The organism is Paraburkholderia denitrificans, from assembly GCF_042655705.1.
In the GTDB taxonomy this organism is placed as follows: Bacteria; Pseudomonadota; Gammaproteobacteria; order Burkholderiales; family Burkholderiaceae; genus Paraburkholderia; species Paraburkholderia denitrificans.
This window is the reverse complement of record NZ_JBHSMP010000013.1, coordinates 536,908-555,503: the sequence shown is the minus strand read 5'-3', so window position 1 is coordinate 555,503 and position 18,596 is coordinate 536,908. Positions and strand designations below refer to the sequence as shown.

Annotated in this window: 21 protein-coding genes; 3 read left to right on the top strand and 18 right to left on the bottom strand. The window is 64.3% G+C overall.

What is annotated here, in order from left to right; translation table 11 throughout:
• Position 1: 1 nt before the first annotated feature.
• The 9 genes from ACFPTO_RS12030 to ACFPTO_RS11990 all read right to left on the bottom strand — a co-directional run bounded on the left by ACFPTO_RS12030 (position 2) and on the right by ACFPTO_RS11990 (position 8,646).
• A complete protein-coding gene (locus tag ACFPTO_RS12030) occupies positions 2-1,009 on the bottom strand; it encodes an SIS domain-containing protein (RefSeq protein WP_377711728.1) in 1,008 nt (335 codons plus the stop codon).
• Complete coding sequence (nagA, locus tag ACFPTO_RS12025; RefSeq protein ID WP_377711571.1) at positions 1,002-2,105, bottom strand: N-acetylglucosamine-6-phosphate deacetylase; 1,104 nt, start codon at positions 2,103-2,105, stop codon at positions 1,002-1,004. Before nagA ends, ACFPTO_RS12030 begins: the two co-directional genes overlap by 8 nt.
• A 137-nt stretch (positions 2,106-2,242) precedes the next feature.
• Complete coding sequence (locus ACFPTO_RS12020) at positions 2,243-2,977, bottom strand: GntR family transcriptional regulator (RefSeq protein WP_377711570.1); 735 nt, start codon at positions 2,975-2,977, stop codon at positions 2,243-2,245.
• Positions 2,978-3,434: 457 nt separating this feature from the next.
• Positions 3,435-4,247, bottom strand: a complete 813-nt coding sequence (locus ACFPTO_RS12015; protein ID WP_377711569.1) for a MetQ/NlpA family ABC transporter substrate-binding protein — start codon at positions 4,245-4,247, stop codon at positions 3,435-3,437.
• 151 nt (positions 4,248-4,398) lie between these two features.
• The gene (locus tag ACFPTO_RS12010; RefSeq protein WP_377711568.1) at positions 4,399-5,028 is read right to left on the bottom strand and encodes an SCO family protein; all 630 of its coding nucleotides are present in this window, start codon (positions 5,026-5,028) and stop codon (positions 4,399-4,401) included.
• A 14-nt stretch (positions 5,029-5,042) separates the two neighbouring features.
• On the bottom strand, positions 5,043-5,948 hold the full coding sequence (gene cyoE, locus ACFPTO_RS12005; RefSeq protein WP_377711567.1) for a heme o synthase: 906 nt from the start codon (positions 5,946-5,948) through the stop codon (positions 5,043-5,045).
• Between the two features lie 9 nt (positions 5,949-5,957).
• Positions 5,958-7,067, bottom strand: a complete 1,110-nt coding sequence (locus tag ACFPTO_RS12000) for a COX15/CtaA family protein (protein WP_377711566.1) — start codon at positions 7,065-7,067, stop codon at positions 5,958-5,960.
• Between the two features lie 37 nt (positions 7,068-7,104).
• The gene (locus tag ACFPTO_RS11995) at positions 7,105-7,782 is read right to left on the bottom strand and encodes an SCO family protein (protein WP_377711565.1); all 678 of its coding nucleotides are present in this window, start codon (positions 7,780-7,782) and stop codon (positions 7,105-7,107) included.
• 117 nt (positions 7,783-7,899) lie between these two features.
• Positions 7,900-8,646 carry an SURF1 family protein gene (locus ACFPTO_RS11990; RefSeq protein WP_377711564.1) on the bottom strand — a complete coding sequence of 249 codons (747 nt, stop codon included), beginning with the start codon at positions 8,644-8,646 and terminating at the stop codon, positions 7,900-7,902.
• 99 nt (positions 8,647-8,745) lie between these two features.
• Between ACFPTO_RS11990 and ACFPTO_RS11985 the strand changes: the two genes are divergently transcribed.
• A complete protein-coding gene (locus tag ACFPTO_RS11985; RefSeq protein WP_293042704.1) occupies positions 8,746-8,955 on the top strand; it encodes a twin transmembrane helix small protein in 210 nt (69 codons plus the stop codon).
• Between the two features lie 197 nt (positions 8,956-9,152).
• On the opposite strand, the gene ACFPTO_RS11980 is transcribed toward ACFPTO_RS11985, so the two are convergent.
• The 8 genes from ACFPTO_RS11980 to ACFPTO_RS11945 form a co-directional block, all read right to left on the bottom strand.
• Positions 9,153-10,010: a cytochrome c oxidase subunit 3 gene (locus ACFPTO_RS11980; protein WP_377711563.1), complete on the bottom strand. Its 858-nt coding sequence runs from the start codon at positions 10,008-10,010 to the stop codon at positions 9,153-9,155.
• Positions 10,011-10,123: 113 nt separating this feature from the next.
• A complete protein-coding gene (locus tag ACFPTO_RS11975; protein WP_377711562.1) occupies positions 10,124-10,348 on the bottom strand; it encodes a DUF2970 domain-containing protein in 225 nt (74 codons plus the stop codon).
• A 61-nt stretch (positions 10,349-10,409) separates the two neighbouring features.
• A complete protein-coding gene (locus tag ACFPTO_RS11970; RefSeq protein WP_377711561.1) occupies positions 10,410-11,003 on the bottom strand; it encodes a cytochrome c oxidase assembly protein in 594 nt (197 codons plus the stop codon).
• Between the two features lie 37 nt (positions 11,004-11,040).
• Positions 11,041-11,181, bottom strand: a complete 141-nt coding sequence (locus ACFPTO_RS11965; protein ID WP_293042669.1) for a cytochrome oxidase small assembly protein — start codon at positions 11,179-11,181, stop codon at positions 11,041-11,043.
• Between the two features lie 140 nt (positions 11,182-11,321).
• A complete protein-coding gene (gene ctaD / locus ACFPTO_RS11960; RefSeq protein WP_377711560.1) occupies positions 11,322-12,932 on the bottom strand; it encodes a cytochrome c oxidase subunit I in 1,611 nt (536 codons plus the stop codon).
• 46 nt (positions 12,933-12,978) lie between these two features.
• Entirely contained in the window at positions 12,979-14,640 is a 1,662-nt protein-coding gene (gene coxB, locus ACFPTO_RS11955; RefSeq protein ID WP_377711559.1) for a cytochrome c oxidase subunit II, read from the bottom strand.
• Positions 14,641-14,730: 90 nt separating this feature from the next.
• On the bottom strand, positions 14,731-15,207 hold the full coding sequence (locus ACFPTO_RS11950) for a DUF2244 domain-containing protein (RefSeq protein WP_377711558.1): 477 nt from the start codon (positions 15,205-15,207) through the stop codon (positions 14,731-14,733).
• Positions 15,208-15,503: 296 nt separating this feature from the next.
• Positions 15,504-16,469 carry a methyltransferase domain-containing protein gene (locus ACFPTO_RS11945; protein ID WP_377711557.1) on the bottom strand — a complete coding sequence of 322 codons (966 nt, stop codon included), beginning with the start codon at positions 16,467-16,469 and terminating at the stop codon, positions 15,504-15,506.
• An 85-nt stretch (positions 16,470-16,554) separates the two neighbouring features.
• Between ACFPTO_RS11945 and ACFPTO_RS11940 the strand changes: the two genes are divergently transcribed.
• Entirely contained in the window at positions 16,555-17,364 is an 810-nt protein-coding gene (locus ACFPTO_RS11940) for a ComF family protein (protein WP_377711556.1), read from the top strand.
• Between the two features lie 82 nt (positions 17,365-17,446).
• Positions 17,447-17,917 (top strand): tRNA (uridine(34)/cytosine(34)/5-carboxymethylaminomethyluridine(34)-2'-O)-methyltransferase TrmL, encoded by a 471-nt coding sequence (trmL, locus tag ACFPTO_RS11935; protein WP_377711555.1) that lies wholly within the window; start codon positions 17,447-17,449, stop codon positions 17,915-17,917.
• A 43-nt stretch (positions 17,918-17,960) separates the two neighbouring features.
• On the opposite strand, the gene ACFPTO_RS11930 is transcribed toward trmL, so the two are convergent.
• Positions 17,961-18,503: an O-acetyl-ADP-ribose deacetylase gene (locus ACFPTO_RS11930; RefSeq protein WP_377711554.1), complete on the bottom strand. Its 543-nt coding sequence runs from the start codon at positions 18,501-18,503 to the stop codon at positions 17,961-17,963.
• Positions 18,504-18,596 lie beyond the last annotated feature (93 nt).

The window sequence follows — 18,596 nt, the reverse complement described above, 5'->3', positions numbered from 1 at the left end:
TCTAGTGTGTTTCGGTGACTTTGTTCAGGTAACGCGGCTCGTCGGGGTTGCGGCCGCGCGCGGCGGCAAGGCCAGCCGCCATCACGTAGAACGAAAGAATCGCGGCGACCGGATCGAGTGCCGGATCGGCGGTGGTCGCGAGCGGCAGCGTCGCATCGGGCACGTCGGCGGGCGCGGCCAGCAGCACGCGTGCGCCGCGCTTTGTCATGTCGCGCGCGAGACCGATCAGGCCCGCCTGCTCCGGTCCGCGCGGTGCGAACACGAGCAGCGGATAGTCGCGGTCGATCAGCTCCATCGGGCCGTGACGCACCTCCGCGCTCGAAAACGCCTCGGCCTGGATGCCCGAGGTCTCCTTGAGCTTGAGCGCCGCTTCCTGGGCGATGGCGAGGCCCGCCCCACGGCCGATCACGATCATCTGCGACACGTCGCGCAGTTCGTCCACGGCCTTCGACCAGTCGAGGTTGCCCGCGCGTTCGAGCGCATCGGGCAGTGCGCGCAGCGCGTCGACGAATGCCGCATCGCGCTGCCAGAACGCCACGAGTTGCGCCGCAAGCGACAGCATCGCGATATAGCTCTTCGTGGCCGCGACGCTCAGCTCCGCACCGGCCTGGAGCGGCAGCTCGATGCCGGCGGCTTCGGCAAGCGGCGAACCCGGCACGTTGACCACAGCCGCCGTCAGCGCGCCCGCCTCATGCAGCACGCGCATCGTCTCGACAAGATCAGGACTCCTGCCTGATTGGGAAAAAGCAAGAGCGAACTGGCCGCGTACGCGTAGCGGCGCCTGCTGAAGCGTGGCAATCGACATCGGAATCGAGGCGACCGGCACGCCGATGCGGCTCATCGTGAGCGCGGCGAAATAGCTTGCCGCGTGATCCGAGCTGCCGCGCGCGACGGTGAGCGCCACCTGACGCGGTTCGGCATCGAGCGCCTGCGCCAGCGCCTCGACACGCGAGGTGTCCGCGAGCTGCATGGCGACGATGCTGGACGAGGCCAGCGCTTCCTTAAGCATATTCGACAATCGATTCTCCTTCGACATAGGTTGCGGCGAGTGCCAGTTCGCGGTCGAACACGACAATGTCGGCCCATGCGCCGCGTGCGAGGCGTCCGCGATCCTCGATGCCGAGATAGTCGGCCGCGTAGCGCGACAGACGCATCGAAACATCGGCGATCGGGAAGCCGAGCGAAACGAGGTTGCGCAGCGCCTGATCCATGGTCAGCGTGCTGCCTGCGAGCGTGCCGTCGGCAAGACGCACGCCGCCGAGGCACTTGGTCACGTGCTGGCTGCCAAGACGGTATTCGCCGTCGGGCATGCCGGTCGCCGACGTGCTGTCGGTGACCACGTAGAGGCGCGGAATCGCGCGCATCGCGGCGCGGATCGCGCCGGGATGGACGTGCAGCAGATCGGGGATGATCTCCGCGTATTCGGCATGAGCGAGCGCCGCGCCCACGAGACCCGGATTGCGGTGATGGAGCGGCGACATCGCGTTGAAAAGGTGCGTGAAGCCGCGCGCACCGTGCTTGAGGGCGGCGACGCCGTCGTCGTAGGTCGCGAGCGAGTGGCCGAGCTGCACGCGCACGCCGCGCGCCGCCATCTCCGCAATGATCTCGATGTGGCCCGCGATTTCCGGCGCGACGGTCACGACGCGGATCGGCGCGATCGACAGGTACTTGAGCACTTCGGCGAGTACCGCCGATACCGCCGCGTCCGGCTGCGCGCCCAGCTTGCCCGGGTTGATGTACGGCCCCTCCAGGTGCACGCCGAGCACGCGCGAACCACCCGGCGTGCGCGTGCGCGCGACATCGCCGAGCCCCGTCACGACGCTCATGAGTTCGTCGCGCGGCGCGGTCATCGTGGTCGCAAGCAGACTCGTCGTGCCGAAGCGCGCGTGCGTGCGCGTGATGGTTTCGATGGCGTCGCCCGCCTCCATCACGTCGGCTCCGCCGCCGCCGTGAACGTGCAGATCGATAAAGCCCGGCAGGATGTAGGGCGCGTCGTTGTTCGCCGGATCCGCCGCATTGCCGCTGATCGACGTGATGCGCCCGCTCTCGAACGACAGCGTGCCGTAGATCCAGCCTTCAGGGGTGAGTATGTTTCCGCTCAGCATGAATATCTTCCCGAATGTCTTTCAGAATCTGTTCCGGATTCCGCCAGGTTGCGACGAGGCACGAGGCGTCATGTCCGGGGCTAGCATGCGTGATCTGTCCAGTGGCGCTGCATGCCCACTCGCTCGGGCGCAGGCGCTCATTGGCGCAGATCCGCAACGAAGTCGTAGTAGCCGTCGCGGCAATACGTGTCCGTCAATTCGATCGCGCGCTGGTCGGCCGAAAAGCCCACGCGGGTGATGACGAGCAACGCCGCGCGCAGCTCGACGCCCATCAGCGCGGCGATCTCGCCCGTCGCATTGACCGCGCGAAAGTGCTGCAGCGCGCGCACAACCGGCGCGCCGCACTGCTCCAGAAACGCGTAGAGCGACGTGTCGACGGCCTCCGGGTCCGGCACGATCGAAACCGGCAGCGCCGAATGCTCGACGGCCATCACGATGCCGTCGGCGCGGCGCAGCCTGCGCAGGCTCGTCACCGACGCGCCCGGCGAGAGACCCAGCTGCACGATCTCCTCGCGGTGCGCGGGGCGCACTTCGCGCGCGAGCCACACCGAATCCGGCGTGAAGCCGCGCTGCTCCATCTTCTTCGTGAAACCGGTCAGACGCGACAGCGGATCTTCGACCCGCGGCGTGATGAAGCTGCCCGCGCCGCGCGCGCGCCGGATCAGACCCTGCTCCACGAGCAGTTCGATCGCCTTACGTGCGGTGATGCGCGAGACGCCAATGGCATCGGAAAGCGAGCGCTCCGAAGGCAGCGCCTCGCCAGCCGACCACACGCCGCAATGAATCGCCGTGGCAAGGTTGCGCGCAAGCTGCAGATAGAGCGGCGTCACATTGCGCGCGTCGGGCATCAGGGCAGACCAACGGGTTTCCATGGGATTCCAGCCAGTGGGGGGATCGTGGGGGCGTCGGCGCGCGGGATGCGCGTATCCGGGCTCTAGGGCGAGCCCATTATATAACCAGCATAAAACCAGTCAACAGCAGGGCGCTGCGCGGCTATAAGCCCCATTAAAATCATTAAAATCAAATACATATACTGCTTTTATCGCCTTTCACGCGACGACTTGGCGCATTGGGACTTTCCCCTGGTTCTCCAAAAAAGAGCTGCCTAGTAGGACCATAACAAGACCAGAATGGTCTGGTATTGGTGTTATCGGAAAGATTCGACTGATGTCCCTACGGACCGCCATGCGAGCGCTCGACACACCCGCTTCCGGGCATCCGGCAGGTGTCTTCATGCGGGGCAAAAAAAAACCGCGGCACAAGCCGCGGTTCTTTACGAGCACTGCATGCAGCAACGCGCTGCACGCAGAGGTATCGCAGAGATACCAATCAGAACGACGGAACCATCGAACCCTTGAACTCGTTCTTGATGAACTGGCGCACGTCTTCCGACTGATAGGCCGCGACCAGCTTCTTCACCCAGGGCTTGTCCTTGTCCTGGATGCGCACGGCGATCACGTTCGCGTACGGGCTGCGGATGTCTTCCAGCGCAATCGCGTCTTTGGTCGGCTGCATGCCGGCGGCGAGCGCGTAGTTCGTGTTGATGATGGCGGCATCCACGTCGCCGAGCGCGCGCGGCAATTGCGCAGCGTCGAGTTCGACGAGCTTCACCTTCTTCGGATTCGCGGCGACGTCGAGCGGCGTCGCGTTGTTGCCGTTCGCGCCGGCGCCCGCGCGCAGCTTGATCACGCCTTTGTTCTGCAGCAGCAGCAGCGCGCGGTTCTCGTTCGACGGATCGTTCGGCACCGCGACCTTCGCACCTTGCGGCAGATCGTTCAGCGACTTCAGCTTCTTCGAATACGCGCCCATCGGCGAGATATAGGTCAGGCCCGCGGTCACGATCTTGTAGCCGCGCTGCTTGACCTGGCTGTCGAGGTACGGCTGGTGCTGGAAGCTGTTGGCGTCGAGGTCGCCCGCGTCGAGCGCGGCGTTCGGCTGGACGTAGTCGTTGAACTCGATGACCTTGACGTTCAGGCCTTCGCGCTTCGCGACTTTCTGGACGACGTTCCAGACTAGCGCGTCCGGACCGGAGACGGTGCCAACCTTGATGGTCTGGTCGTCGGCGTGGGCGCCGAAGCTGGTGGCGAGCGTGGTGGCGGCAAAGCCGGCAAGGAGGGTCTTGATCAGAATTCTGCGCTGCATGGAGAAAGTATTCCTGCTTGTTATTTCAATATGGCCAGCCAGAACCGCATTGTGTGCGCTCCGCCAGCGGGTCCAAATGGTCTCACAGGTGGCCAGGTACGTGAAATACCGAAATCACATACCGATATTTCCGGCGATTGAGTCCGTGCGCCTAGTCGAGCAGCAGCTTCAGGTCGTGAACCCAGGGCGTCGCGCCCTGCGCGTCGCGAGCGAAAAGCCGCAGCTTGCCGGTCGAGTCGAACACGTAGCCCGCGGCCGTGTGGTCCATCGTGTAGTTGCCAGGCGTTGCGCCCGGCACCTTCGCGTAGTACACGCGGAAGTCCCTCGCAATCTGCTTGAGCTGGCCGTCGTTGGCGGGATGCAGGCCGACGAAGGTCGGATTGAACGCACTCACGTATTGGCCGAGGAGTTGGGCCGAATCGCGCTCAGGATCGACGGTGACGAACAGCACCTGAACACGCTTCGCGGCATCCGGCCCGAGTTGCTGGAGCGCCTGTGAAAGTTCGGCCAGGGTGGTCGGGCAGACGTCCGGGCAATGCGTATAACCGAACAGCAGCACGACAACCTTGCCCTTGTAGTCGGCGAGCGAGCGCATGGTGCCGCCCGAGTCCGGCAGCGAAAAATCCTTGCCGAATTGCGTATTGCCGGTGATGTCGAGGTTCGTGAACGACGGCGCCTGCTGACCGCACCCCGCGGTCATTACGCCAGCGCCGAGGGCGCAAACCGTGGCGAGCGCCACGAGCGAGGTGCGCCCGAAGCGCGTGAATTTATTACGGATCATGAGCCTGATTGCTGTCACGCCCCTATCAGAACGCGAACGTAGTGGTCGACGAGCAGCGCTGCAAAGAGCACTGAGAGATAAACGATCGAATAGCGGAAAGTCTTCCGTGCGAGCGCATCCGAATACTCGCGGTAGATTCTCCACGCGTAGCCGAGGAACGCCATGCCGAGCAGCACCGCCACGGTGAGATACACGACGCCGCTCATGCCCGAGATGAACGGCATGAGCGTGACCGCGAACAGGATCACCGTGTAGAGCAGGATATGCAGGCGCGTATAGGCTTCGCCATGCGTGTTGGGCAGCATCGGCAGGCCCGCGTTTTCGTAGTCCTTGCGGCGGTAGAGCGCGAGCGACCAGAAGTGCGGCGGCGTCCAGACGAAGATGATCAGCACGAGAATCCAGGCGTCGCCGGGCACGTGGCCGGTGACGGCCGCCCAGCCAAGCGCGGGCGGCATGGCGCCCGAAGCGCCGCCGATCACGATGTTCTGCGGCGTGGCGGGCTTGAGCAGCAGTGTATAGATGATCGCGTAGCCGACGAACGTGCCGAACGTGAGCCACATCGTGAGGGCATTCGTGAACGTGTAGAGCGTCCACATGCCGATGGCGCCGAGCACGGCCGAGAACAGCAGGATCTGCGCGCTCGAAATCTCGCCGCGCGCCGACGGACGCCAGGCGGTCCGGCGCATCATCGCGTCGACTTTCTGCTCGACAAGACAGTTGATGGCGAATGCAGCACCGGCCGTGAGCCAGATGCCGATCGTGCCGCCGATCAGCACTTTCCAGGGCACCATGCCAGGCACGGCGAGGAACATGCCGATCACGGCGCAGAACACCGCAAGCTGGGTCACGCGCGGCTTCGTGAGCGCGACGTATTGCGAGATCCGGCTGCCGGGGGTGTGGGAGAAGGTTGTGCTTTCCATATGGGCGGATTAGGCCGGTGCGGCGTCGCGCGCTGACAGAACGGCGCGGCCGGAACGGCTGTAAGCGATTCGAAAGTTTAGCATGACGACAAGAAGCAGCATGATCGCTGCCCCGCCGTTATGCGCCACTGCGATGGCAAGCGGCCATTGCAGCACGATGTTCGACAGCCCCGTCAAAAACTGAATCAGGACTACGACAAGAACCCAATTTGCAGGACGCCGTAGCGATTCGAAGCGTCTCAACCTGAAGGCTAACCATACCAGATAAGCGATCACCACGAATGCGAACGTCCGGTGCGTCCAGTGGATTGCAACGAGCGCATCCTGGGTGATGACGTCGCCGTTGCCGTCCATGCCGAGTGCGCGCCACAGATGGAAACCGTGATGGAAATCCATCGGCGGAATCCACGCGCCGTTGCAGGTCGGGAAATCCGTGCAGGCGAGCACCGCGTAGTTCGTGCTCACCCAGCCGCCGAGCGCGATCTGCGCCACGAGCAACGCGAGCGCCGCAAGCGCCGCGGCGCGCCAGCTGCCGGTCTCGGGTTCGTAGGCAGGCAGCGGCGTGATGCGCGCCGCGAGCCAGCCGAGCGTGCCGAGCAGCGCGAGCCCGAGCAACAGGTGCGTGGTGACGATGATCGGCTGCAGCTTCATCGTGACGGTCCATGCGCCGAAGATACCCTGCACGAGTATCAGCCCGAGCAGCGCCGTCGGCCACCAGGGCGAAACCGAGAGGGGCAGGCGCTTGATGCGCGCGCGCCAGGCAATCGCCGTCTGCGCGATGATCAGCACGCCGATCGACATGGCGAAATAACGGTGGATCATCTCGATCCACGCCTTCGAGAGGCTGACCGGGCCGGTGGGCATCGCCGCATACGCGGCGGCAATCTGCGCGTGCGCGATAAACGGCGACGACGTGCCATAGCATCCCGGCCAGTCCGGGCAGCCGAGGCCGGAGTCGGTGAGCCGCGTGAATCCGCCGAACATCACGAGGTCGAGCGTCATGAACGTCGTCACCCAAACGAGCTTGCGGAACTTGTTGTCGTCGGCTTTCACCCACACCCAGGAGAGCGGCAGCAGCGCGATGCAAAGACCGATCAGACCCAGCTCCAGTATGAACATTCCTTACCTTGTCAGCGTTAAAAGCGTGCGCCGCGCCTTATCCAATGCGCGACCACTTCAGCAGTTTCGTCACGTCACCCTTGATCTTCGACGGATCCGGGTGCGCCGGAAAACGCATCATCAGATTGCCGTTCGGATCGACGAGGTAGATGTGATCGGTGTCCTTCATCGCTTGCGCGGCGGGCAGCCATTGCACGAGCGCCGCCGGATCGGCGCGCAGCATGCGCGTGTCGGGGTATGCGGTTTTCAGCACCTGCGCGACCGGTGCGTCGTCGGTGCGCAGCCAGAGCGTCTCGACGCGCTCGCGCTCCGCGCCCTGCGTCGCGCGCACCTGGCGCATGAAATAAAGCTTGGTCGCGCAGGGCTCGCCGCACGCGCCGCCATCGACCGAAATCATCAGCCAGTGCCCGCGCAGTGACGAGAGCGGGATCGTCTGGCCGTCGTCGCCGGTCACGGTCAGCGCATCGGGAATCGGGCGCTGCGGCTCGATGAGCGTGCCGTAGCTCGTCGAACCGCCCTTCGGCTTGATCACGTAATACGCGAAGTACGAGATCGCGATGGGCGCCGCGCAGATCAGCGCGATCAGCCAAAACGTCCAGCGGCTCCCCCGCCGCGCGCTCGCCGCAGCGCCGTCCGGACGCATAGGCGAGCCCGCCGCGCGAAGGGGCGCGGTGTCGCTGCCAGCCTGTGGCGAACGGGGGGTTTGTGTCGACACTGCTCGAACCTCTTCCTTTTGTTGATGTGTTGCGAAGGCAGCGCGTATTGTCCTGGCAGGCCCGTGCAATTCGCGCCACGCGATATCAGCAGCGCGAATCACCATTCCGGCGAATCGTCAGATCCCCTTCGCGGTCTGATCGCTACCCGCGCTGCGCTCTTTTGTCGCAGCGCGACGGCCCGCATAAAGGCCAAAAACAAGCGCTGCGGCAGCCATTCCCCACCACTGGAGCATGTAGCCATAGTTGCGGTCGACGTCGAAATTCGGCTGCGGCCAATCGCGCACAAGACCGTCTTTCGCCGCTGGCACAAAGGCTGTCTGCTGGATCACGAACGGCTGAAGCGGCAGTCCGATTTCCGTCGCATACGACGTAACGTCGAGATTTTGCCGTATCTTTTGATGCAGCGCAGAGTCGTCCGCTCCCAAATCATAGGCGCGTGTGGCATCCGCGCGCGCGATGCCCTCCACTTCGACCTGTCCGGAAGGCGTGTCGAAGGGCGCGATCACGGTGCGATCTTCATAGTTGCGCGGCAGCCAGCCCCGGTTCACGAGCACATAGCCGCCGTCCCGCAGCTTGAGCGGCATCACGACGTAAAAGCCCGGCTGGTCGTTGTACGGCCGGTTGTCGAGGTACACGGTGAGCTCGGGCATGAACGTGCCGGTCGCGCGCACCCGGTGGAATTCGACTCCCTTGAGCGGCAGCGGCGTCGCGCCCACGGCAAGCGGCGGCGCCGATTCGTTGCTTTCGATGTGCGCCTGCAGCGCTTCCTTCTGATGCGCGCGGTCGCGCTGCCAGAAGCCGAGCCGGATCGTCACCGCCATGACGAACATAATCAGCAATACGGGAACGAGTCGGATCTTCATCGCGCACGTCCCATGCGAAAATCGATCGGCCGCCGTCCGCCAGCACGCGGTGACATAATGAAGCCATAGCTTTCAGGCATGGCGGATTCCGTGAACTTCATGCACATCCTCGTTCCTATTGCGTTTGCATTGATCATTGCGAGCTTGATCAGCGCACTTTACTTCATGATGCATGACCGCGGTCGCACCAAAAGGATGGTCTGGTCGCTCGCGACGCGCGTCGGGCTCTCCATCTCACTCTTCCTCTTCATCCTTTTTGCGCACTGGATGGGCTGGATCCAGTCAACCGGCATTCCGTACGGCCGCTAGGATCGCGCAGATCACGCGTATGCGCGCACGGCCCGCAAAGACAAAACGCCGCGCCGACGAAGTCGGCCGCGGCGCGTCCGCGGTGTGTCCGCGGTGTGTCATCCGGCTCTTCTACTCTTTTTCCGGCTTCACGCAGGGCGCGGATTCGTCGTCCGCGCCGCGCGTAGCGTCGCTTTCGCCTACAGCCCCTATAGCGCCTACAGCCAGTACACGACGATGTACAGGCCGAGCCACACGACGTCGACGAAGTGCCAATACCACGCCGCGCCTTCAAATGCGAAGTGATGCTCGGCCGTGAAATGCCCACGAATCAGCCGGATCATCACCACCGTCAGCATCGTGCCGCCGAGAAACACGTGAAACCCGTGAAAGCCGGTCAGCAGGAAGAACGTCGAGCCGTAAATGCCCGATGCCAGCGTGAGATTCAATTCGGTGTAGGCGTGAATGTATTCGAATGCCTGCAGGCAGAGGAAGCTCAGCCCCAGCACGATCGTCCCGGCAAGCCAGGCAATGGCCTTGGTGCGGTGATTCTCGCGCAGCGCGTGGTGCGCGACGGTGAGCGTCGCACCCGACGAGAGCAGCAGCGCCGTGTTGATCGTCGGCACCGGCCACGGCGTCATCGAGCGGAACTGCGAGACCAGCTCGCCCGGCCCCGTGTTCGGCCACACCGCCGTGAAGTCCGGCCAGATCAGCTTGTAGTCGAGGCTGCCGAGTTGATGCAGCGCGATCGCGCGCGCGTAGAAGAGCGCGCCGAAGAATGCGCCGAAGAACATCACCTCGGAAAAAATGAACCAGCTCATGCTCCAGCGGTACGACGCATCGACGCGCTTGCCGTACATGCCGCCTTCCGATTCGGCGATGGCGTCGCCGAACCAGTGCCACAGCGTGAAGAGCACCCAGAGCAGGCCGATCGCTACGCCGATCGGCCCCCAGGATTCGCCGTTGATCCACGAGGCGAGCGACGCGAGCATGACGAGAAGGCCGATGGACGCGCTGATCGGATGCCGCGACGGGTGCGGAATGAAGTAGTACGGGCTATCGTTTTGGCCGCTCATACCTGATTCTCCAATTTCCAGTTGCTCCGTAAATATTCCGGTTTTCTGTCTTCGCCATGCCTTCGTGCTGCGCGCTGCGAGCAACGTCAGGCATCGTCGGGCGTCTTCGCTCGCTACCCCGCCACCGCGTGCACGACCAGCAGCAGCACGCCGACGAAGATAGCCGCGCCCAGCACCCCTGCAATGATCAGCGCGAGCGGGTGAAGCTGCGCCGCGTCGGACTCGAGATCCGCGCGTTTGCGCACGCCCATGAATGACCACGCAACCGCCTTGCAAAGCTGCAGGAAGCTGCTCTTCTTCTTTCCTGCGCCGCCATTACCGTCCGTACCGCCGTTCATGGGCGTCGTCTCCATACGCCGTGTTATGCCGTGTTGCACGATCCGCCGCGCCCTGCCTGCTTTACGTGCCGGCGCCGGTTCCCTGTGCCGATGGCGGCATGTTCGCCGCCGTCGGCGTATTCAATTCGAAGAACGTGTACGACAGCGTGATCGTCTTTACGTCTTTTGGCAATTTCGGATCGATCACGAACACCACCGGCATGCGCCGCGATTCGCCCGCCTTCAGCGTCTGCTGCGTGAAGCAAAAGCACTCGATCTTGCGGAAGTACTCGGTCGCCTGCTTCGGCGCGTAGCTCGGGATCGCCTGCGCGTTCACCGTGCGCCCTTCGTTATTCGACAAGTCGTACATCACGGTCATCACTTCGCCAGGATGCACGTCGAGGTTCGACTGTTCCGGCTTGAAGGCGAGCAGCCCGTGCGCGTTCGCGTCGAACTCGACCGACACCGTGCGCGTCGTGTCCACCTGCATGTTGCGCGCGTCGCGCTCGGTGGCGTCGCGCTGTACGAGGTTGTTGATGCCCGTGATCTGGCAGAGCGTCCGATACATCGGCACGAGCGCGAATCCGAAGCCAAACATCAGGATCGCCACGATCACGAGCTTGATGAGCATCGAACGGTTGAAGGCGCGGTCGCTGCGCGTTGGTTGCGTGGGCATCGGACTACCTCTTACGTTCTTCGCAGGACGCACCGGCTCAATGTCCGCCGAAATACACCTGCTTGACGATGGCGCTCACAAAAAAGACGACGACGACGGCGAGCAGGATCAGGCCGAGTCGCAGGTTGCCCGCGCGGATTTGCCCGGGCGTTCGTTTTTTTTGTGAATTCCGGTTCATGCGTGTTTGACTGCTCGCTGCAAATGGCGCTGCGTTGTCCTGATTTGCGACGCTTCCCGTTGTTCTTCCCCTGCTTTTCTTCCCCGACTGTGCGCGCCGCGCGTACACAGCCGGGTGTTCGGACCTCGCCCGTCGACGGATTACTCGACCGTCGGCGGGTTCTCGAACGTGTGAAACGGAGCCGGGCTCGGCACGGTCCATTCGAGGCCCGTTGCACCGTCCCACGGCTTATCCGGCGCCGGTTCCAGCTCGCCGCCGCCGCGATAGGCGGGCAGCACCACCGCGAACAGGAAATACACCTGGGAAAGCCCGAAACCGAATGCGCCGATCGTGATCACCTGGTTCCAGTCGGTGAACTGCGCCGGATAGTCCGCGTAGCGGCGCGGCATCCCGGCGAGGCCGACGAAGTGCATCGGCAGGAACGCGAGGTTGAAAAAGATCAGCGAGCACCAGAAATGGATCTTGCCGCGCGTTTCGTTGTACATCCAGCCGGTCCATTTCGGCGACCAGTAGTACCACCCCGCAAAGAGCGCGAAGAGCGAACCCGCCACGAGCACGTAGTGGAAGTGCGCGACGACGAAGTAGGTGCCGTGATACTGGATGTCGAGCGGCGCCATCGCGAGCATGAGGCCCGAGAGGCCGCCGAACGTGAACACGAGCAGGAAGCCGATCGCGAACAGCATCGGCGTTTCGAAGCTGAGCGAGCCGCGCCACATCGTGGCGACCCAGTTGAACACCTTCACGCCGGTCGGCACGGCGATCAGCATCGTGGCGTACATGAAGAACAGTTGGCCCGTCACCGGCATGCCGGTCGCGAACATGTGGTGCGCCCAGACCATGAACGAGAGAATCGCGATCGATGCCGTGGCGTAGACCATCGAGCTATAGCCGAACAGCGGCTTGCGCGCGAACGCCGGAATCACCTGCGAGATGATCCCGAACGCGGGCAGGATCATGATGTAGACCTCGGGGTGGCCGAAGAACCAGAAAATGTGCTGGTACATCACCGGATCGCCGCCGCCCGCCGCGTTGAAGAAGCTCGTGCCGAAGTGGCGATCGAACAGGAGCATCGTGATCGCGCCCGCGAGCACCGGCATCACGGCGATCAGCAGGTACGCGGTGATGAGCCATGTCCACGCGAACATCGGCATCTTCATGAGCGTCATGCCCGGCGCGCGCAGATTCAGGATCGTCACGATGATGTTGATGCTGCCCATGATCGACGAGGCGCCCATGATGTGCACCGCGAAGATCGCGAAGTCCATGCCGGGGCCCATCTGCGTCGAGAGCGGCGCGTAGAGCGTCCAGCCCGCGGCGGTCGCGCCGCCCGGCGCGAAAAACGAACCGACGAGCAGACACGCGGCGGCAGGAAGAAGCCAGAAGCTGAAGTTGTTCATGCGCGCGAACGCCATGTCCGACGCGCCGATCTGCAGCGGCACCATCCAGTTCGCGAAGCCGACGAACGCCGGCATGATCGCGCCGAACACCATGATGAGGCCGTGCATTGTGGTGAGCTGGTTGAAGAACTCCGGCCGCATGATCTGCAGGCCCGGCTCGAACAGCTCGGAGCGGATAGCGAGCGCCATGACGCCGCCGGACAGGAACATCGTGAACGAGAAGATCAGATACAGCGTTCCGATGTCCTTGTGGTTGGTCGCGAACAGCCAGCGTCGCCAGCCGTGGGGCGTCGCGTGCGCATGGTCGCCGTGAACGTGACCGTGGCCCGCGACATCGTGTCCAATACTAGACATGACTTCCTCCTGGATCGAATGCTGCGTTGCGTACCGGGTCGACCGTTCAGGCTGCCGCGTTGATCTCTACTCGTCGCGCTTCCTTGGCATTGCCGCCACCGGTGACAGTTTCAGGCTTCTTGAGAATGATGTGATCGTCTGCAATGCCCGCGGCCTTCAGCGCGTCGCGTACCGCTTGTGCACGATGTTTCGCGAGTTCCTCGTTGGCGTGGGCGTTGCCGCTCGCGTCGGTGTAGCCCGAGAGCGTGAACTTCGCCTCCGGGTGAGCCTTCGCGTAGTCGGCGGCCGCCGCAATCGCGTCCTTCGCGTCGGCAGGCAGCGTGCTCTTGCCGATGTCGAAATAGACGCTGGCCGGCAGCGATGCGTTCGTCTGCACCGCACCCGATGCCGCGACAGCGCCGCTTGCACCGCTTGCACCGCCTGAGCCGCTCACCGCCGCGCCGCTCGCAGCCTCCGCGCCCGAGGCAGCCGCCGCAGTCCCGGCGCCCGCAGCGCCCGCGTCGGCCGTATGGTCGCCGCCTTCGGGCAGCTTGCCGTTGCGCGCATCGGTCACCTGTCGCGGCTGCAGAATGTCGCCCGTGTGATTACCCCACGAATTGCGCTCGAAGGTGATGACCGAAGCGATCTCGACGTCGTTGAGCACCGCCCCCCACGTGGGCATCGCATTCTTGCCGTGCAGCACGAGGCTCACGTGCGCGCCGATCGGACCGTTCGCGACCTTGCTGCCGTCGAGCGCCGGGAATGCGCCCGCGCCCTTGCCGGTCGGCTGGTGGCAGACCGCACAGTTCGACATGTACACCTTCTCGCCGCGCTCCTTCAGTTCGGCGAGCGTGTAGGTCTTGTTGGGATCGTCGGCGGCGGACGCCATCTTCGCCTTCTGCGTCTCAACCCATTTCGCGTAGTCGTCCTGCGAGAGCACTTCGACCACGACCGGCATGAACGCGTGCTCCTTGCCGCACAGTTCCGTGCAGAAACCGCGATACGTGCCGGTCTTGATGGCCTTGAACCACGTGTCGCGCACGAAGCCCGGAATCGCATCCTGCTTCACGCCGAAGGCGGGCACATACCACGAGTGCACGACGTCGTTCGCGGTGGTGATGATGCGGATCTTCTTGTCGACCGGGACGACGAGCGGATTGTCGACTTCCTGCAGATACGTGTCGCTGATCGGCATCTGGCCGTTCACTTCCTCACGCGGCGTGCTGAGCGTCGACAGGTAGCTGATGCCCTCGCCCTGCCCCTTCACGTAGTCGTAGCCCCACTTCCACTGGTAGCCGGTGACCTTGATCGTGATGTCGGCGTTGGACGTGTCCTTCATCGCGACGACGGCCTTGGTCGCGGGCAGCGCCATCAGCACGACGATGACGAACGGCACGACGGTCCAGAGGATTTCGACGGTGGTGCTTTCGTGGAAGTGCGCGGCCTGATGGCCCTTCGATTTTCGATGCGCAAAGATCGAATAGAACATGACCCCGAACACACCGACAAAAATCACGGTGCACAGGATCAGCATCGTTGTATGGAGGTTGTAGAGTTGCTCCGCGATTTTGGTCACGGGCGGCTGCAGATTGATCTGGTTGACCCGCGGGCCGCCTGGACTGTCGCCCACCGCCTGGGCCGCGCCAGCGAACAGGAGTCCGCAGGATGCCAGCACGCCCGAAAGGGTTCGCTTGATTGTTTTCATCGCTTCCTTACCCATATTTTCCATTCCAACCCTCGACCCCGCAGGAAGGTTTCGCATCGTGCGCACGGACGGCGGCCAGGCACCCAGGCAAATCCCTGGGATGAAATGCACCGCTCAGGCGCCGCACGCGAGCCACACGCGCAGTTCCCGCGCGAACTGCGCACGCCGATACTGCGGCAAATGCAACCCGACAGCGACCGACTGGCCGCTGGACACGAGACGCACCGGATCGCGAAGCATCGCGCCCGGCTCGACCCGGACCCAGCGGGGATTGAATTCGAACCGGGAGCGCAGATCCGCGCTTACCTGTTCGATCACCAGCCGGTTCGGATACAGCCTGATTCGTTCGTAATCGACAGCATGGCGCGCATAGACGGCAAAGGCGCACCCCACCACCAACAGATCGATGCCAGTGAACGGCAACACCAGCCAGGCACCGTAGATCAACAGCAGGACGGCGATTGCGATGGATACGAATGCCAGAGAAGCATAGAAGCACATGAATTGCCTGGGGGAGAGCGAGCAGTTGCGCTTCATGGTCCAGTCCTTCAGGACCGGCTCCGGACTCGCCAGCAGATCGGACGTCTGCATCGCTGTCTCCCGCCCCCAGCACTGCAACAACCTCAGACTATCGCTGCCCGGCGCCTCGCACAATCTCGCACAACTCTGTAGGCATCGGTACCGCACGCATCGGAATTGGTGCACCTTTGCGCGACAAACTGACGCATTATAACGCGAACATCTGTGTCGGCAAGGCAACCTTGATATCCGTCAAACCCTTGCCAGTCAAGGATCTTCGGGCTTTTAGCCGATTCTTTTGAAGGCTGTTCAGCCGGGATTCCCGGGCGCGGCAAAGGCCGCGCTATCGCTTCAGTGCTTCAGCGGCTTCAGCGGTTCCTTGTCGGGCCGCGGCCGATGTCTTCGAGCCGGATGATGCCGTGCCCATCCGCGGTGGTGCGCGGCACGGCCTTCCAGGCGTGCCCATAGATGACTTCGAAAGTCAGCGGGATCGTGCCGTCGTCGCGCTTGCGCGCTTCGAGCGCGGCGATGAACGCGCGGTGCAGGCGGCGCGCCGCGTGGCCCATGCCGGCCTCGCGCTCGAACGGATACGCGCCCCAGCGGCGCACATCGGCGAGCAGCTTCTCGGCCGAACGATAGGTGACGGTGAGCGTCTCCTGGTCCATGACCGGAATCTCGAAGCCGTTCTCGACGAGCATGTCGCCCAGATCGTGCATGTCGACGAAGTCGATCACATGCTTGCGCGTCGGCACGCCGTGCGCAGCCTCGACTTCGGCCCAGGCGCCGCGCAGCTCGTTGAATGTCTCGGGGCCGAGCGTGCTGAACATCAAGAGGCCGTTCACCTTGAGCACGCGCTGCCATTCGCCGAACACGAGGTCCGGGCGCGGATGCCAGTGCAGCGCGAGGTTCGACCAGAGCAGCTCGAAAGTGCCATGCGGGAACGGCAGTTCGGCGAAGTCGGCCTGCGTGAAGCGCGGACCGCGCGAGCCGAGCGCGCGCCCCACCGAGGCCGGCAGGAAACGCCGCCAGCTCGTGTCGCCCGCGTCGTGGCGCAGCGCGCGCTGTAGCATCGCGAAGGAGAGATCGGTGCCGAAGACGGGCGCCTCGGGGAAGCGCTCACGCAAGCCGGGCAGATCCTCGCCCGGGCCGCAGCCCGCGTCGAGCACGCTCGCAGGCGTCATCTTGATGTAGTCGAGCCGCTCGCGCATGCGCTGAGCGATTTCTCGTGGCAGGAAAGCGACCTCATTGAAGGTCGCGGCACGGCGGTCGAAAATCCGCCGCAAATGCCGGGGATCGTAGGCCGGACGGCCGGGTCTGGGGGAAGACAAGGACATGTCGGTCGTATTGGCGAAGTGTGCGAAGTATACTCGCTCACTCCCAAGCTTTCAGTTCGCGAGTCCGCACCCGGGCCGTCCGTCGATGCCGCCATCGTCTGTTTTACTGCCCGCCCTCCGTCGCACATGCCGTCAAAGCCATCGGGTCGGCGTGCGCGTCTCTCAGGTCGCACGGGCGCAGTGGCCCCGGCTGACCCAGTTCGCGTTGCCCAATCTGTGCGTGTTGTGCGGCAATTTGTCGCGCACGACACTATGTGCCGATTGCGCGGCGCTCTGCTGGAACGAGCCGCGCCTGCGCTGCACCGTGTGTGCGATGCCGCTCGCGGGGGCGCGCCGCGCCGCGCATGGGCCGCGCTACCGTTGCGGCGCTTGCGTGGACACGCCGCCCGCGTTCGACGCCACGCTCGCGTTGGGCGACTATCGTGCGCCGCTCGACTTGCTGGTGCTCGGCCTGAAATTCCGCGCGCAGCTCGCGGCGGGTGCGGCGTTCGCCGGGCAGCTTGCGCGGATCGCCCTGGACGCGCTCGATCCCGCCGACCACCCCGATGTGCTCGTGCCCGTGCCGCTCTCGCGCAAACGGCTGATCGAGCGCGGCTACAACCAGGCGTGGCAGATCGCGTGTCCGCTCGCGCGCACACTCGGTACGCGCGCAGACGCGACGCTCGTGCGCCGCGCGCTCCACACGGCGGCGCAATCGCGGCTCGACCGCAATGCGCGCCGACGCAACGTGGAATGCGCGTTTGCGCTGACGAAGCCGGTGCGCGGCCTGCACGTGGGCGTGGTCGACGACGTGATGACGTCCGGCGCCACGCTCGATGCGCTCGCGCGCACGCTGAAGACTGCCGGCGCACGGCGCGTGACGAATTTCGTCGCGCTGCGCACGTCGCAGGATTGACGGGCTGAATAGATACAACTGCGTGACACAACCGCGCCGGGCAACTGCGCAATACAACTGCTTTTAATCGACTTTCATCACCATGTTCAACGTCGTTCTCGTCGAACCGGAAATCCCGCCGAACACCGGTAACGTGATTCGCCTGTGCGCGAATACGGGCGCGCGGCTGCATTTGATCGAGCCGCTCGGCTTCCCGCTCGACGACGCGAAAATGCGCCGCGCGGGCCTCGACTATCACGAGTACGCGCAGATGCACGTGCACCGCAACTGGGACGCCTTCCTCGCCGCCGAAACACCCGAGCCGTCGCGCATGTTCGCGTTCACGACGCGCGGCTCCGGGCGTTTTCACGCGCACGCGTTCCAGCCGGGCGACTGGTTCGTGTTCGGTGCGGAGACGCGCGGGCTGCCCGACGCGGTGCTCGCGCACTTTCCGAACGACCAGCGCGTGCGCCTGCCGATGCGGCCCGACAACCGCAGCCTCAACCTCTCGAATACGGTCGCGGTGGTCGTGTTCGAAGCGTGGCGTCAGGCGGGGTTCGTTGGCGGCGAATAGACGGGCGGATACGGCGGCGGTTACAGAGACAGACGAAGCCGCGTTACGGTTTGGGTTTGCCCGTGCGCGCGCCGAGTTCGCGCTGGTAACGCGCGTGCATCGCGTCGTCAAAGCAGGCGAAGATGATCCGTTCGAGTTCCGGGTAATCCGGCAGCGCCACGATCACCGTTTGCGTGGCGATGGCAACGGCGTCGTCGGCCGGAAAATGGTAGACGCCGCAACTGATGGCCGGAAACGCGATGCTGCGCACGTCGGCGGCACGCGCGCAGGCAAGCGAGCGCTGATAGCACGATGCCAGCAGCCGCGCCTCGTCATGCCCGCCGCCGTGCCAGACCGGGCCGACGGTGTGAATCACGTGCTGCGCGCGCAGACGGTAGCCGCGGGTAATTTTGGCGTCGCCGGTCGCGCAGCCGCCGAGCGTCTCGCACTCGTGCAGCAGATCCGGCCCGGCAGCGCGGTGAATCGCGCCGTCCACGCCGCCGCCGCCAAGCAGTGAAGTATTCGCCGCGTTGACGATCGCATCGACGTCGAGCGTGGTGATATCGGCCACGCGCGACTCGATCCTGCAGATTCCGATGGTGAGCATGTCGTCCTCCACGTCCTCTACGTCCTCCAGCCGGCGAGCAGTGCGCGCCCGGGTTGTCCGGGTTTGTCCGAGTTTGTCCGGTATGCGCGCGCC

Excerpts from the sequence above, each read along its gene's own strand:
- ACFPTO_RS12030 (WP_377711728.1), bottom strand. The coding sequence starts at position 1,009 with ATGCTTAAGGAAGCGCTGGCCTCGTCCAGCATCGTCGCCATGCAGCTC.
- nagA (WP_377711571.1), bottom strand. The coding sequence starts at position 2,105 with ATGCTGAGCGGAAACATACTCACCCCTGAAGGCTGGATCTACGGCACG.
- ACFPTO_RS12020 (WP_377711570.1), bottom strand. The coding sequence starts at position 2,977 with ATGGAAACCCGTTGGTCTGCCCTGATGCCCGACGCGCGCAATGTGACG.
- ACFPTO_RS12015 (WP_377711569.1), bottom strand. The coding sequence starts at position 4,247 with ATGCAGCGCAGAATTCTGATCAAGACCCTCCTTGCCGGCTTTGCCGCC.
- ACFPTO_RS12010 (WP_377711568.1), bottom strand. The coding sequence starts at position 5,028 with ATGATCCGTAATAAATTCACGCGCTTCGGGCGCACCTCGCTCGTGGCG.
- cyoE (WP_377711567.1), bottom strand. The coding sequence starts at position 5,948 with ATGGAAAGCACAACCTTCTCCCACACCCCCGGCAGCCGGATCTCGCAA.
- ACFPTO_RS12000 (WP_377711566.1), bottom strand. The coding sequence starts at position 7,067 with ATGTTCATACTGGAGCTGGGTCTGATCGGTCTTTGCATCGCGCTGCTG.
- ACFPTO_RS11990 (WP_377711564.1), bottom strand. The coding sequence starts at position 8,646 with ATGAAGATCCGACTCGTTCCCGTATTGCTGATTATGTTCGTCATGGCG.
- ACFPTO_RS11985 (WP_293042704.1), top strand. The coding sequence starts at position 8,746 with ATGCACATCCTCGTTCCTATTGCGTTTGCATTGATCATTGCGAGCTTG.
- ACFPTO_RS11980 (WP_377711563.1), bottom strand. The coding sequence starts at position 10,010 with ATGAGCGGCCAAAACGATAGCCCGTACTACTTCATTCCGCACCCGTCG.
- ACFPTO_RS11975 (WP_377711562.1), bottom strand. The coding sequence starts at position 10,348 with ATGAACGGCGGTACGGACGGTAATGGCGGCGCAGGAAAGAAGAAGAGC.
- ACFPTO_RS11970 (WP_377711561.1), bottom strand. The coding sequence starts at position 11,003 with ATGCCCACGCAACCAACGCGCAGCGACCGCGCCTTCAACCGTTCGATG.
- ACFPTO_RS11965 (WP_293042669.1), bottom strand. The coding sequence starts at position 11,181 with ATGAACCGGAATTCACAAAAAAAACGAACGCCCGGGCAAATCCGCGCG.
- ctaD (WP_377711560.1), bottom strand. The coding sequence starts at position 12,932 with ATGTCTAGTATTGGACACGATGTCGCGGGCCACGGTCACGTTCACGGC.
- coxB (WP_377711559.1), bottom strand. The coding sequence starts at position 14,640 with ATGGAAAATATGGGTAAGGAAGCGATGAAAACAATCAAGCGAACCCTT.
- ACFPTO_RS11950 (WP_377711558.1), bottom strand. The coding sequence starts at position 15,207 with ATGCAGACGTCCGATCTGCTGGCGAGTCCGGAGCCGGTCCTGAAGGAC.
- ACFPTO_RS11945 (WP_377711557.1), bottom strand. The coding sequence starts at position 16,469 with ATGTCCTTGTCTTCCCCCAGACCCGGCCGTCCGGCCTACGATCCCCGG.
- ACFPTO_RS11940 (WP_377711556.1), top strand. The coding sequence starts at position 16,555 with ATGCCGCCATCGTCTGTTTTACTGCCCGCCCTCCGTCGCACATGCCGT.
- trmL (WP_377711555.1), top strand. The coding sequence starts at position 17,447 with ATGTTCAACGTCGTTCTCGTCGAACCGGAAATCCCGCCGAACACCGGT.
- ACFPTO_RS11930 (WP_377711554.1), bottom strand. The coding sequence starts at position 18,503 with ATGCTCACCATCGGAATCTGCAGGATCGAGTCGCGCGTGGCCGATATC.